Source organism: Viridibacillus sp. d25.2, from assembly GCF_055456015.2.
Window position 1 is genome coordinate 2,644,147 of record NZ_CM196652.1, and the last position, 15,018, is coordinate 2,659,164.

A 15,018-nucleotide genomic window follows, 5' to 3' on the forward strand; every position below is an offset into this window, starting at 1 on the left:
AATAGTTAACAACTATAAACATAGAATTATCAGGAGATTCAAGCATTTTTTTAACATTAGTTTCATAATTCTGAGAACCTAAAAATAGACTATTTATTTCTAGAATTCAATTCAAAAAGCAGCAAGAAATGAATGGAATTTGTAGGTTGTGTTAAGAAATATTAGTATGTATTGCAGTAATTTCTGTCTATATTATATTTGTGTTTTTTAAAAATAATTACAATTTATACTTAATTTGTAAATATATATAAACGTGAGGAACTATCTATTTTTATATAGAAGAAACTTAATAACTTTAGATTTTTTTGGGGGATAAAAAAAACGACGGCCATTGGCTATCGCTCTTTATCATATTTCATATTCTAACCTCAGTCGTGTTTTTACCTTTTCGTTAAGGATTTTTGTCCTTTATTTAAGGGCCATATTATCATTAATTATATGGAAGCCTCACTAATTTATTAGCTGAGAAAAGACAGGATTTCTAGATTGCGATTCTTTCTCTACCCCATCTCGTTTAGAAAGGTATTTTATAGTAATCACTACTCATGTTTGTACAACATTTTTCGTGAAAATATTAATAGTCATCCCTATAACAAGTACTGTGATAATAGAGAGAAAAAAAGTATCAAAGGATAATATGAGACCTCCTAAAAAAATAACAATCGAATCAATAAAAAGAATAAGACTGCCAACATTTATACCCGTTTTATCATTTATGAACTGAGCTATCAGATCTGTACCACCAGTACTTGTCTTAAATCGTAACATTAACCCATCGCCAAGGCCTATGAGGATTCCCCCTAAAATTGAGCTGTAGACTGCATCAATATGAACTATGAAATGAACAGATTCTAAAATATCAATAAAAAAGGAAGACACAATCAAACCATGTAAACTATTATAGAAATAATCTCGGTAGTGAAACCAAGCAATAATAAAAATGGGGATACTTAAAAGCATAATTATGAGTCCGACTTTTAGTCCCCATATGTAATTAGAAATTAATCCTAAACCTATAAGACCTCCATCCAATACTTCGTAGGGTGCTAAAAATAAATTTATACCTAAAGATACTAAGATACTGCCAACAATCACTATCATACTTTTTTTCAAAAAATACATATAGCTTTACCTCCAAAAATTCCACATGTAGATACCTTATGCAATCATTTAACTGAAAATGTAAAGCTGTTTCTCATCGACTTCCTTTACACTGGACTAGCATTAGAAGAAGCTAATTTTAATTTATTTGTTCCCCTATTCTTTTTAATAGGTTTCGTTTTAATAGTCCTGTGTTGTTAAAAGAGAGTAGCGCCCCTTCTAGATGCTCATCTTCTTCCTCCTTAACAATTGTTCCATTTCCAAAAATGCTTAGGACTAGTTACATACCTTGTAACAAAACATAAAATAATTAAGATGAATGGATACTGGCTTGTAATTCGTTTCAAGAAAAATTCTAAAGAAGTTTTTTTCTAGTGATGGAATTCAGCTATTGCAGCACGCTTTACGCTACAAGAAAAGTTAGCAAAAGCAAATAACCAAAGTTCTAAAAATAAAGATAATCAATCAAAACAATTAGATTAATTATCGAAACAAGTTGCTGTCTGAGCGTTAAAATAGAAATTTTAGATTGTATCTGACTTACGTACTTGAAAAAACCTCATACTTATTTCATAAAAAAAATAAGCCTATGCGGTATAAATCCACATTAGCTTATTTCAAAAATTGTTTCTTTTAGTCTAAAGTACTCCCTGCAAAGACAATATGAACAGAGTATGCACAAACAGTGAAGCCACCTTTTAAAAGCACATATTTATTCTTTCATAAATCCCTTAAACTTTTCAACGATTTCTTTTGATCTGGTGTACCACCGATCTCTGGCTCTTCCCAAGAACTAATAAAGTTAATTATTGATTTATTCTAGACTTCTTTTCTGTTACTTCTTCTAGATAAGATAAAGACCTTGTTCAGCTCACTTTCTTAGTACAAACTTTGAGGGTGAGCTTTTATTTAGTGGTCAGGTGGCTACGGTAATCTTACACTTGTATATTTAGTAACCGATGTAGAGCGGCCTAATGGAGACGCTCCACTACCAGTATAGGCATTAGTAAAGGGTAAATCCCCTTCTTTAAAAGAATAACAAGAGGTTTTTCGCTTTCGATTATCTGACTGGAATTGAAATACCAATGTAGTAGACAGGATTTAAATGCCCTTCATAATTGTTCTTTTTGCTTTTTTAATAACTCTACTCGTTGCCTTTGTATCCGAATCTTTTGCCCATATTTCACACAGATTTATTACCCATTCAGGTTGGGTTTTGCTGGCATCATTTAACCAGTTTGCAACAGAATCTTGAACATACTTAGATGAATCTGATTTGAGTAAATTAAGAATGGGCAGGGCTTTGTGAGGTTCTTGTTTTAATATTTCAATATGCTTTGTCCATACACCGCGAGGACGAATAGATTCTACTGAGAATCTACGAATATTCTCATCATCACTTTTTGCCCATTCCTCTAACAAATTCACACTCAACTCTATGTTCTCTGAAAGGTTTTCTCGAATAGACATCCAAGCAATTTCCCGAACACCAAAATGAGGATCTGCTGCAAATGGCTTAATATACTTCAATTTCCCTTCTAATGAGTCATTAGAGTTTTTATTCATAAATGCTGCCCAACATCGTACACTATCTGATTTATGCATAGAGCATTTCAAAATTACCGCTTCCCTTTTTCGATCAGCTTCTCCGTCCATAACTTTATCTAACAATGCTCCTGTCATACGTATAGCTTTCATTCCAGTATGAGCTTCTTGCTTTTCTAATTCAGATGATATAATTTCTACTTTATCTTCTAACCCCATTGAAGGTAATACATTCTTTACTAAAGAATTATGATTTATAGAAAGCCATTCAGTTAAATTAACACTTTCTATTTCACCCCGATTAAGTAATTCGAGAACTTCACTCGGAATCTCGGTTGCTTTTCTCACTCCTTTTCTGTTTAAAACATCTTCACTGACAGTCATCTAATTCCCTCCTTTTAATCAACGGATTCAAAATTATACCTTATATTCTTTATTTTAGTACATAAATTTTCATCAAAGTTATAGTTAACAATACGTAACTTTTATAAAAAAGTTCGATTTAAAATTCATTTCAAATTGATAAATCCTTTACAAAATTCTCAATGAAAAATCAAATATTAGATAGAAAGAATTATTCTAAATTTAAATTCGGTTAATTTTCAATTCAGATCTAATTAAAACACCTAAATATTTTTTTAAAGCAACTATGGAGGTACTATTTTTGGCTAAACTACATACTTAATCATACATACTAATATTTTACACTTAGTTTTACATCAAAATAAACACATTTATGGTAAATGCGATGAACAAACAGGATATATTGTTTCCTCAGAAGTCTAATCTTCCACAATATAAAACTTACTTTGATTTGAAAAAACAATTCACTTTATTCACAACAGAAAAAGACGAGCTTATTAGAATAAGTTTCGTCTTTTTTATATTAGTCCTATGCTGAAATAAGGACTCACGTATTTTTTAAAAAGGATTGCATAACTAAAATATTTAGTTCTTGAAAGAGGTAGCAATTTTTAAAGCATTCATAAGATTTTTTACTTGATCAATGAGATAAACTATCTTTTCTTTTTGCCAAGTAATTCTGTTCCTTGATTGCTCTACGTCAAGATGAACTAGACCATTTGGTTTTGGAATTGGGAGTGTGTTCGTTTCTAAAAATTTTGTCGCTTCTTTTGCTAGTTTTACACCTTGCTTCGCATCTGTTGTTCGTGCACGAGCAGTAAGTGCCCATCTTCCTTCGTTCCAACTTACAAATGCTGAACCAGCTCCAGCATCTTGGTAACCTGATATACCGTAACCGAGGTCAACTTTTTGTCCCCCGAGATTACTATAATCTTCATATGCAATTTGTTCATTCGATTTTGTCATACTAGCATACTTTGTAACTTTTAATCGAGCAATGACAGTTGCTTGCTGTTTGTCTTTTAACGCTTTATTATTAATAGCTATCGGCTTATCACTTTCCATAAATACAACTTGATAATAATTAGCCGTTGATTTAGTAGTTGCTGTTAAATGCTTACCTTTATCTAAAGGTAGTTGGCTTGGTAATATTTTAGATAAATCCGTTTTCAATTGTGTTTTAATGGCCTTTAATACTTCATCTTGAGTTAGAACAATATTCGTTTGAGCATCTTCATTATCGGTATTATTATTTTGCTCAATTTTGTCGTTTTTGTACTTATCCTCTCTAACTTGAGTATTGCTTTTACTATTCTCAGTATTTGTCTTTACTTCTGCCTTATCATTAGAACAGGCAAATAGTAAATTGATAATAACAAGCAGAAATAACACTCTTCCTATTGCTTTCATTATTATCTTCCTCCCTTTAACGGATTGACTACTCTTTTTATGTTTTACCCTTAAATTCAACAATATAAACTTGTCGATTTTTTATTTCTTTCTAATATATGAGAGGTATTTCTATTTTAGCATTATCTATTACATTTTGTTAAAGAGCTATAGAGTCACTACTATTAATTGATATTCTTATGTACCAACTTGAATTAATTGAATATTCAAAATAAAAATAGTAATAGAATAAAATATCCATGATTTTCATATTAATCTATATCTCTCTATAAGAGAAAGGAGCCTATTAACTTGACATTGAAGCCAGAAGTAAAGTTAATTCTAGAGCAATTAGAACAATCAGGTACTTCCCCAATTTACGAATTAAGTCCCGAAGAAGCAAGAAATGGTATTGCTATTGAAGGTTTAGCGGGAGAACGTGTAGAACTGGCAAGCGTAATTGACCAATCTCTTGATACAAATGTAGGAGAAGTTCCTGTTAGAATATACACACCTGTTAAAAGTGAAGAGACTCTGCCTGTATTTGTTTATTACCACGGTGGGGGTTGGGTCATAGGAAATCTAGAATCTGTAGATATTCCTTGCCGTCAGATTGCTGCCAAGTCACAATGTGTAGTCATATCTGTTGATTATAGGTTAGCGCCTGAACACAAGTTTCCATCTGCAATCGATGATAGCTATGCGGTTATAGAATGGTTAATATCTAACGCAGAAGAGTTAAACATAGATGCTTCTAGAATCGCAGTCGGTGGAGATAGTGCTGGTGGTAATATCGCAGCCGTTGTATCATTAAAAGCGCGTGATTTGGGTTTAAATGCAATCGTTCAGCAAGTATTGATATACCCAGTGACAGATTATAATTTAAATACGTCTTCTTACTTTGATTACGCAGATGGGTACTTCTTAACGAAAGATACAATGCAATGGTTCTGGAACCATTATTTAAATAGTGACAGCGATGGAGAAAGCCCATACGCTTCCCCACTGAAAGCTACAAATTTAGATGATTTACCACCTGCATTAGTCATTACAGCTGAATATGATCCATTAAGAGAAGAAGGTGAAGCTTATGCAAAAAAATTACAAGAAGCGAAAATTCCTGTTCAACTAAAACGATACGATGGTGTTATTCACGGTTTCTTTTGGATGGCTGGTCTGCTTGAAGAAGGTGCAGATGCAATTGAACTAGTATCAAACACACTTAGTAAGGCATTTGAAAAAACAGCAAAAGATAGTTTAATTTAATCAAGATGTACAACTAATACTATAACAACTATAAAAAACAGGAGTTAAGCATGCTAACACTGCTTAACTCCTATTCTTATTTCACTTGATAATTTTGCTTATACTTATTATTAAAAAATTCAACTATTTGCTTTTCGTGATGGTGATCATGCCAAACAAAACTGCTAATATAGCTATACATTGAAAAAGGGGCTCCTGAATATTCATCAATCTCTTCTCCATTTATTTTAAAATGGACTAAAAATTCGGCATCAGATTTTTCTCTTAACTTGGTTACTAAATCTTTTCTGCCATTAACAAATTGATCGATTAAGATCATAAAGGTAATACCTGATAATGCATAGCTAGATGCCCGATCATTCAATTCTTGAAAATCTAAACTTTTAATATCCGCATTCTGTTTCATATTTGGCAGTATTTCTTCTAGTACATATTTATCCCAATATGCTAAATGCGTAATAATTTCAGCTACGGACCATTTATCTTTCGCAATAGGATTGAAAAAATCCTTCTCAGGATAATCTTTTAAGCTATTAACCCAATCTTTGGCTAGTTCAAATTCCATGATTAACTCATCATTCGTTAGCTTTTTCTTAATAGGTACATACAAATCAACTTTGCACTTACCTTCTGGATCATCTAATGGGTTATTCATGCTAAATTCAAGACTAATCTTATTGTCTGCAACGTAGTCACTTTGAGGTATCCAGTCCCCAAAAACTGCTCGATAGGCCTTGACTAATTTATCAGGTGTATCATAAAACTGGTATAGAGCATACACTCCCCCGGTTATTGTTTTAAACTGTATTTCCGAATCCTCTTCTTTTATAAAATTCTCAGGTAATGTAATACAAGCATCGTGTCGGCATAATTCTGGTGGTACAAATTCAGGATTATCAAGAGACAATCCTATATAATTTTGAGTGGGTGGAAACAATCTGTATTTTGCTGCCCACTCCCCTAGTTTTCCCCAATGGTCACTGGGTTCAAAATAACTTCCAACATGCCTAATATAGGCTACTTCAAAATCAGGAAGACTTCTTATCAAAATATCCATTGTCTAATAACCTCCAAAAATTCAACTAAATATTAAATTCTACATCTGTTAGTATTTCCCTTGTTTGTTGATCCAAAATTTCAAATTTGCGCTAAATTGGCATTATTATAAAAGTTTAATTTAAAAATACATAAATTTGAATAAATACCAACTCCAGTCATCCACTTTACGATATAATTTAATAAAGGGGGCAAGGTAAATGATCAAACAATCTATTATTGAAAACGTGCTTAATGCGGCTCTTGCTACGGGGGGTGACTTCTCTGAAATATTCATTGAAGATAAGTATGTAAATAACATTGCATTACAAAGTAACAAAATAGAAAAAAGTATATCTGGTCGTGATTTTGGAATAGGTATACGTATTTTTTCTGGTCTTCAAAGTATTTACACATATACGAATGATATATCTGAAGAAGGCTTGTTACTCGCAGCTAAGCGGGCTGCACTTGCTATAAAAGGCGGCGGAACAGGTACGATTCACCCGCTCCAAAAAGAGATCTTTAACCCAATTCACCAAATCACGCAAATACCTCAAACTGTAGAACATGCAAGGAAAGCTTCTATTATGAGACAGGCAAATGAAATTGCTAGAAATTATGATGAACGCATTCGTCAAGTTGGTATACGCTATTTGGACGAAGAACAAAACATCCTCATTGCCAACTCAGAAGGAAAGTTTGTGGAAGACACTCGTGTTCACAGTAGACTAGCCATTCAAGCAACTGCTTCAGAAGGCAATGAACTGCAAACTGGTTTCTACGGACCTGGTGCTCATGCCGGATTTGAATTTATGGAAAACCTAGATTTGTCTCACTATGCAGGAGAAGCAGCACGTATAGCAATAACAATGCTACATGCAGAAGAATGCCCTAGTGGGAAATTCCCAGTAATCATTGACAATGAATTTGGTGGTGTTATCTTCCATGAAGCTTGTGGACACGGACTTGAAGCCACAGCTGTTGCAAAAAACAATTCAGTTTTCGCAAACCGAGTTGGAGAAAGAGTTGCACCAGAAATTGTCACTTACATTGATGATGGCACCCTACCAAACGAATGGGGTTCTCTTAATATTGATGATGAGGGTGAGAAAACAAGAAAAAATGTCTTAATCGAAAATGGTATTTTAAAAGGTTATTTGATTGATAAATTTAATGCACGTCGCATGAAAACTGAATCAACTGGCTCTTCACGCCGCCAGTCCTATCGCTTCAGTCCAACATCACGTATGACAAATACGTATATCGCTCCAGGTACATCAACACCAGAAGATATTATCGCTTCAACAGAGTATGGCATTTACGCAAAATATATGGGTGGAGGTCAAGTTAATCCAGCTACTGGTGACTACAACTTTGCCGTTGCAGAAGCATACATCGTAAAAGATGGAAAGATTACACATCCAGTACGAGGAGCAACACTTATAGGAAACGGAGCAAAAACATTGCAGTTAGTTGATCGTGTTGGTAATAACCTTGCACACGGCGCAGGTATGTGTGGAGCGATGAGTGGCAGCCTTCCAGTTAATCTCGGCCAGCCAATGATTCGTGTCAGTGAAATTACGGTCGGTGGGACAAAGGGGGAATAAGTAATGAAAATCACTGAATTTCAAGAAAAACTGCTTCAAAAAGCAATGGATTCCGGTTTCAAAGAAGCTGAAGTATTCTATGAAAAAGCTGAAACATTTCAATGTATGATTTTTGAAGGAGAAATTGATAGCTACGAAACATCTGTGGATGGTGGACTTAGTTTACGGGGTCTTTATAACGGTAAAATGGGTTATGCCTATACAGAAAAAAACGATGAGGATTCAATATCATTTTTAATAGACAATGCGAAAGCAAATGCAGACGTGCTTGATGAGGATGATGGAACTGATATTTTCGAAGGAAGTAAAGAATATACAATCTATCAATCTTATAGTGAAGAGCTTGCGAATGTACAAATCTCTGAAAAGATAAAATTAATAAAGTCTATTGAAGAGAAAATACGTGCATACGATCCGCGTATTGTAACACTCGACTATTGTGGACTTCATGATTTCTCAGGAGAACAATCATTAGCAAACAGTAAAGGTCTTTCATTAACAGAGAAAAAGAATGGACTTATCATATTCGTTTCAACTGTCGTTAAAGACGGCGAAGAAATGAAAACAGGTAGCTTCAGGAAAATGACTCGTGATTTCCAATCGCTCGATGCCGATGAAATTGCCAAAGAAGCTGCAGAAGAAGCATTATCTAATCTCGGTGAGAAATCCATTCCGTCTGGAAAATATCCTATAATAATGCGCCATAACGCGGCTGCTTCATTACTTTCAATATTTACGCCTATCTTCTCTGCAGAGAACGCGCAAAAAGATCAGTCACTTTTAAAAGGAAAAGTGGGAACACAAGTTGCATCAAATTTAGTGACAGTACTAAATGATCCATTCCACCCATCGGCACTGTCTGGATCAAGTTTTGACGGAGAAGGTGTTGCTACAAAAAAACAAGCAATTATTTCAAATGGAACTCTTGAAACATTACTCCATAACAGGAAATCAGCAAAATTAGAAGGCTGCGAAACAACAGGAAATGCACATAAACCTTCTTACAAAAGCACGCTCTCTATCGCACCACAAAATATGTACATTGCAACAGGTGAAAGAACTTTAGATAACTTACTCGTATCAGTATCTGAAGGAATCCTTATAACAGACTTGTCTGGTCTTCATTCAGGCACGAATACAATTTCTGGAGATTTCTCCGTTGAGGCGACTGGTTTCCATATTAAAGAAGGTAAAATTGCTTCGCCAGTTAAGCAAATGACCATTGCAGGTAACTTCTATGAATTGATGAAGGATATTGAGGAAACCTGTACAGACCTTTACTTCCTTCCAGACGGCTACGGTTCCCCTTCGCTACTTGTTAAGGAACTTTCAGTTACGGTTGATTAACAAGCATATGTATAGAAATATCGGGTGAGCGTGTAGAAATAAAGAGTTTGGGCAAGGATACCTTTCATACGAGCTAGGTAGGTACCTGTCAAAATAGCAAAATTCATTGGTCCACACAACATTTTTGCTGTGGACTTTTTTCTCTTTTAAATATCTTATTCCATCACTCCAAATTTCCTGAGAGCCAATATGTAATACATCATGGAAGAATATACTCCGTTAGGGATAATATTATATTATTTAGCTTAAGTAGCGAAATTATTTTTAAAGAAAAATGAAATTTAAGTTTAAAAATCTTAAATGTTCTTTTATTTAATAAGTTGGTGACAATCCACAGCATCTTAAGATGATTGTAATTTTATCAAGCACATTTTTTGTGTTGAACCGCAAATTAGAAATGAAATATTTTGGAGCTGATAAATAATGAAAAAATCGATTGTCTGGGAAAATAATGAATTCTTTGGAATTGAATATATGGAACTATCTTTTCTAAATAATAAGATAGATGTTGATAGTACCGTTATTCGTATAGAAAACAATATACCTTACAAAATTAATTATAATATTTCATTAGATACGAATTGGGTAGTCAAAAAATTACATATAGACATTGCGGATTCCAACAAATCTCTAAATATTTCATCTAACGGGAAAGGCCAATGGTTCGATATAAAAGGGAATTCAATAAACGAGTTAGAAGGAGCTATTGATATTGATATATCATGTACCCCTTTCACCAATTCCCTGCCAATTAACCGTTTTGAATGGGATCATAATACATCAAAGAAATTTGAAATGGCATTTATTTCTATTCCAGATATGACTTATAAAAAAGTGAAACAAAGCTATACATTAATCAAAGACACAATTGAAAATAGAGAGTTTCAATACAAAAGTGGTACATATGAAACCAAAATTGAAGTTGATATTAATGGACTAGTTATAGCTTATCCCGGAGTATTCACAAGAAAATTTTAGGTTTATTATTTAATCAATTCAATCGCGGCGGCTTTAGCGCTTCTCGCGATGGCTTTAGCGCTATTCGCGGGCTTTGGCGCTTCTCGCGATGGCTTTAGCGCTATTCGCGGGCTTTGGCGCTTCTCGCGACTGCTTTAGCGCTTCTCGCGACTGCTTTGGCGCTACTCGAGGGCTTTGGCGCTTCTCGCGGCAGCTTTGGCGCTTCTCGTGACAGCTTTAGCGCTTCTCGCGGCAGCTTTAGCGCTACTCGCAACGGCTTTAGCGCTTCTCGTGACAGCTTTAGCGCTTCTCGCGGCAGCTTTAGCGCTTCTCGCAACGGCTTTAGCGCTTCTCGCAACGGCTTTGGAGCTTCTCGCGATGGCTTTAGCGCTACTGGCGGGCTTTGGCTTCTCGTGACAACTTTAGCGCTTCTCGCGGCGACTTTGGCGCTTCTCACGGGCTTTAGCGCTACTCGCGACTGCTTTGGCGCTACTCATGACAGCTTGTAAAAAATACAGGGACTTAATCGAAAGATTCGCCTACTGAATTAAACAACTAATATTATCCGTTTTTGAAGTAATACCAGATTGAACTTTAAATAAATCTAAGAGCCGTACTATTTTTCATCCATAGAACGACTCTTAGTTTTTATATTAAATAAACGACTTTATTATCTCAATTCAATATGCTTCTTTCTGATATACAGAAAAACTTTCATATGCGAAAAAAGGCACTCAGAATGCTCACATCCTGAATGCCTTTGTTATTTTACAGATTTTGATTATTTAAGATTCTCTTTTAATACTCTTTGAGTGTTAACTTGTATTCCATTTTTGAACTTTTCAGATTTTTCATCTAATATATGAAAATATATGTGTAGTTGATTGGTTCGAAGATGGCGACCCCTGCGAGAAAAGCGGGACATTCCAAGACCGTAAAGACGAAGCGACTTGGCGCCCGGCCGTGGAAATCAACGATTTGAAGCTACCTATATACAGGCAGCTTCAAAAAATAATTCTTATTCAGTTATCTCAACTTCCTCACCATTCAACATTAAACGATAAGTAACATCTGCTTTTAAAGAAGCTGATACTGCACAATACTTCTCTTCTCCAAGCTTAATTGCACGTAAAACTTTTTTTGCATCTATGTCACCTTTTACATCAAACAATAAAGTAGCTGCAGTGAAGGCTGTTGGGAGTTCTTCACGGCGTTCACCGTCTACTGTAATTTCGATAGAATCTATTTTATCTAGATGTGGTTTTAAGATCATAGTGACATCAATTCCGATACACCCTGCTAAAGCACTGAGTAGCATTTCTGTTGGTGTTGGAGCTTGGCCTTCTCCCCCGTAGTTAGCAGTTGCATCCATTTTCATAGGGTATCCTGTTGCACCTACTGCTTCAAATGCACGTCCACCTTGCCATTTTGCTTTTACTTGCATTACGATCAACCTTTCTTCTTTTAAAATTCGTTTACTTTTGCTAAAAATTTCTGAGCACGTTCTGTAGAAGGTTGTGTAAAGAATACTTTTGGTTCTGCATCTTCGACAATCTGTCCATCTGCCATAAATAAAATACGGTCCGCTACATCTCTTGCGAATTTCATTTCATGTGTGACAATGATCATCGTCATACCCTCTTCAGCAAGTTCTTTCATTACCTGTAAAACTTCACCGACTAGTTCCGGATCTAATGCAGATGTGGGTTCATCAAATAACATGATCTTAGGTTCCATTGCAAGAGCTCTTGCAATGGCGACACGTTGTTGCTGACCTCCTGATAATTTTGAAGGATAAGCATCTTCCTTGTCTTGTAATCCAACACGCTTTAATAAATTTGAGGCCAATACTTTGGCACTTTCTTTAGATTGTTTCTTCACAACAATCAAGGCTTCCATAACATTTTCGATAACCGTTTTATGTGGATACAAATTGAACTGTTGGAACACCATTCCTGTATCTTGTCGTATGGCGTGAATAGTTCTTTGGCGTATCTTTTTCGAATCTGTTGCTTGTAATTGATGATTATTAACCGTAACATTACCACCTGTAATTGTTTCAAGACCGTTTAAACAGCGCAAAAAAGTACTTTTCCCTGAGCCACTTGGTCCAATGACAGCAACAACTTGATGGGCAGGAATCGTTAATGAAATATGTTTTAAAACTTCATTTTGATCGAAGCTTTTTGACAAGTCTTGTATTTGTAACATCACGTTCCCCCCTTAGTAAACCGATAATCTTTTTTCGACTTTATTTAATATAAATGTAAAGACTGTACTCATAATCCAGTACATCAATCCAATTGCTAAATAGAACGGCATATATACATAATACTGTGCTACAAGTAGCTGAGCAGAACGCATAAGCTCAGTTACCGCAATGACTGATACTAATGATGTTTCTTTTAACATACCGACAAATGTGTTACCAAGTGGTGGAATGGCATAGCGAATCGCTTGTGGAATAACTACACGACGCATCGCCTGTGCTTCAGTCATCCCTGTTGCAAGTGCCGCTTCTGTTTGACCAGATGGTACAGATTGAATTGCACCACGGAATGCCTCAGAAACATAAGCACCAATATTGATACTTAACGCAATATAAGCAGCTGTTAATGCATCTAACTCGACCCCATAATCTACAAGCCCATAATAGACAATAACTATTTGAACAAGTGGTGGTGTACCACGAATAATCGATACGTAAACTCTCGCAATTCCGGAGAAGAAACGATTGCCCTTAATGCGAGCAATCGCCGTTATTAAACCGATTATTAAGCCAAAGAACATTGATACCACAGTAATTAATAGTGTATAATAAGCACCTTTTAGTAAAAAAGGAAGATTATCAATAACTATATCCATCTAAACTTCCTACTTTCCTAAATCAACTTTTGGTTCTTCATCAAACCATTTTACGAATATTTCTTTATATGTTCCATCTTTTTTCATGTCAGTTAATGCTTTGTTCATCGCTTCAACTAATTCTTTATTGCCTTTTTTCACTGCAACTGCTGCTTGGTCAGATTTAATCGGTTCGCCGACAGCTTTCACTTTAAAACCATTTTTTTCAATGATTGGTTTTAAAGCATACACATTATTAATTGTTGCATCTACACGACCTGCTTCTAAATCTTTTAATGTTGTGATCACATCATCATATGTGTTAATTTTGAAGTCCCCGACTTTTGGCATTAATTCATTTCGTAAGAATGCTTCGTCATTTGTACCGAGACCAACACCGATTTTTTTACCTTTGAAATCTTCTACTGCCTTAATGGACGTATTATCCTCTTTTACAATAACTTTCACATCATTTGTAATATATGGTGCAGTAAAATCTACTTGTTTTTCACGATCTGGTGTAATCGTTACTTGGCTTAGTAAAGCATCGAATTTACCCTTTTGTAATCCTGGTATTAATCCCGAAAAATCTTGTGCTACAAATTTTGCTTTTACATCTAAACGTTTTGCCAATTCTTTTGCAATATCGACATCAAAACCATCATATTCTTTATCTGAATTCATGAAATTATAAGGTGCATACGTTCCCATAATTCCTACCGTCATTTCACCTTTTTCTTGAATTGCGCTTAAAGTATTTTTATTACTTTCTTTTGTAGCACTATTACCACAAGCACCTAAAATTAATGTAGCTGTTGCAGCTAAAGCGAATAAAATTTTACCTTTTTTCATTTTATTTTCCTCCTTTAATTACATTCCAAACAGGCCAAAAAATTCAAATTGAACAGTTTTCTCAACAAGTTGTTCCAACTCCAATTGTTGCCATACTTCTTCATCAGATTGAAACAACCATCTTGACAATACGCCTTCCAATAAACTCATAACAAAAACTGAATGTAATACTGGATCTACTGGACGCGGTAACATTTTCAATGCAGAAGCTCTTCGAATATTATTTGCAAAAGCTTCTTGCATCTCTTTTTTTATCTCATTTACTTGCTGTTGTAAAATCGGTTGAGAATGTATTCCTTTAAGTAGGATTCCCATAAAATATTGATTCTTCCCTGCAAAGTTAAAAAGTTGTTCAAAAAGATGTCTAGATGATATGTACGAGTCTTGTACAGAAGCCTTGTCTGATCGAAAGCCCATTGAAATTGTATCTAATATTGCTAAACGACCTTCGTTCAACATTTGGGCAGCAATCATTTCTTTGCTTTTAAAATACCAATAAAAAGTTCCTTGAGATACATTAGCTTTTGCTACTATATCCGAAATCTTCGTATTATCGTAGCCTTGTGTTGCAAACAATTCTAAAGCAATTGAAAGAAGCTGTTGTTGACGTTCTTTTTTTCGTTTATCTTGTGTTTGAATGATAGTCAACTCCCTTGACTGATTCATCAGTCAAATAAAGCCTATAAGATTACTCAGTTTTAGTCAACCA

The 15,018-nt window shown here is 34.9% G+C and carries 13 protein-coding genes and 1 pseudogene; 4 read left to right on the plus strand and 10 right to left on the minus strand.

The window, feature by feature from the left end; translation table 11 throughout:
* Positions 1-543: 543 nt before the first annotated feature.
* The 3 genes from ACZLO7_RS13175 to ACZLO7_RS13185 form a co-directional block, all read right to left on the minus strand.
* Positions 544-1,122 (minus strand): YitT family protein, encoded by a 579-nt coding sequence (locus tag ACZLO7_RS13175; RefSeq protein WP_464937581.1) that lies wholly within the window; start codon positions 1,120-1,122, stop codon positions 544-546.
* A 1,080-nt stretch (positions 1,123-2,202) separates the two neighbouring features.
* A complete protein-coding gene (locus ACZLO7_RS13180; RefSeq protein WP_464937580.1) occupies positions 2,203-3,030 on the minus strand; it encodes a DNA alkylation repair protein in 828 nt (275 codons plus the stop codon).
* Positions 3,031-3,594: 564 nt separating this feature from the next.
* Positions 3,595-4,419 carry a hypothetical protein gene (locus ACZLO7_RS13185; protein WP_464937579.1) on the minus strand — a complete coding sequence of 275 codons (825 nt, stop codon included), beginning with the start codon at positions 4,417-4,419 and terminating at the stop codon, positions 3,595-3,597.
* 291 nt (positions 4,420-4,710) lie between these two features.
* On the opposite strand from ACZLO7_RS13185, the gene lipP1 reads away from it, so the two are divergent.
* Entirely contained in the window at positions 4,711-5,664 is a 954-nt protein-coding gene (lipP1, locus tag ACZLO7_RS13190) for a LipP1 family hormone-sensitive lipase (RefSeq protein ID WP_464937578.1), read from the plus strand.
* A gap of 76 nt (positions 5,665-5,740) precedes the next feature.
* Here lipP1 and ACZLO7_RS13195 read toward each other — a convergent pair whose 3' ends face one another.
* Positions 5,741-6,229 carry a DinB family protein gene (locus ACZLO7_RS13195; RefSeq protein ID WP_464937715.1) on the minus strand — a complete coding sequence of 163 codons (489 nt, stop codon included), beginning with the start codon at positions 6,227-6,229 and terminating at the stop codon, positions 5,741-5,743.
* 24 nt (positions 6,230-6,253) lie between these two features.
* Positions 6,254-6,721 (minus strand): annotated as a pseudogene (locus ACZLO7_RS13200) (AraC family transcriptional regulator); the annotation flags it as partial.
* Between the two features lie 199 nt (positions 6,722-6,920).
* Here ACZLO7_RS13200 and ACZLO7_RS13205 point away from each other — a divergent pair.
* From ACZLO7_RS13205 to ACZLO7_RS13215, 3 genes are all read left to right on the plus strand, one after another.
* Positions 6,921-8,309 carry a TldD/PmbA family protein gene (locus ACZLO7_RS13205; protein ID WP_464937577.1) on the plus strand — a complete coding sequence of 463 codons (1,389 nt, stop codon included), beginning with the start codon at positions 6,921-6,923 and terminating at the stop codon, positions 8,307-8,309.
* 3 nt (positions 8,310-8,312) lie between these two features.
* A complete protein-coding gene (locus ACZLO7_RS13210; RefSeq protein WP_464937575.1) occupies positions 8,313-9,656 on the plus strand; it encodes a TldD/PmbA family protein in 1,344 nt (447 codons plus the stop codon).
* 423 nt (positions 9,657-10,079) lie between these two features.
* Positions 10,080-10,634, plus strand: coding sequence for a putative glycolipid-binding domain-containing protein (locus tag ACZLO7_RS13215; RefSeq protein ID WP_464937574.1), 555 nt, complete (start codon positions 10,080-10,082; stop codon positions 10,632-10,634).
* Positions 10,635-11,631: 997 nt separating this feature from the next.
* On the opposite strand, the gene ACZLO7_RS13220 is transcribed toward ACZLO7_RS13215, so the two are convergent.
* Genes ACZLO7_RS13220 through ACZLO7_RS13240 form a run of 5 tightly spaced genes read right to left on the minus strand, consistent with a single transcriptional unit; the run spans position 11,632 to position 14,957 of the window.
* Positions 11,632-12,057 (minus strand): OsmC family protein, encoded by a 426-nt coding sequence (locus tag ACZLO7_RS13220; protein WP_427754274.1) that lies wholly within the window; start codon positions 12,055-12,057, stop codon positions 11,632-11,634.
* Between the two features lie 20 nt (positions 12,058-12,077).
* Positions 12,078-12,824: an amino acid ABC transporter ATP-binding protein gene (locus ACZLO7_RS13225; protein ID WP_464937573.1), complete on the minus strand. Its 747-nt coding sequence runs from the start codon at positions 12,822-12,824 to the stop codon at positions 12,078-12,080.
* Positions 12,825-12,836: 12 nt separating this feature from the next.
* Positions 12,837-13,478 (minus strand): amino acid ABC transporter permease, encoded by a 642-nt coding sequence (locus ACZLO7_RS13230; protein ID WP_464937572.1) that lies wholly within the window; start codon positions 13,476-13,478, stop codon positions 12,837-12,839.
* 9 nt (positions 13,479-13,487) lie between these two features.
* The gene (locus ACZLO7_RS13235; RefSeq protein ID WP_464937571.1) at positions 13,488-14,309 is read right to left on the minus strand and encodes a substrate-binding periplasmic protein; all 822 of its coding nucleotides are present in this window, start codon (positions 14,307-14,309) and stop codon (positions 13,488-13,490) included.
* 18 nt (positions 14,310-14,327) lie between these two features.
* Positions 14,328-14,957, minus strand: coding sequence for a TetR/AcrR family transcriptional regulator (locus ACZLO7_RS13240; RefSeq protein ID WP_464937570.1), 630 nt, complete (start codon positions 14,955-14,957; stop codon positions 14,328-14,330).
* Between the last annotated feature and the right edge of the window lie 61 nt (positions 14,958-15,018).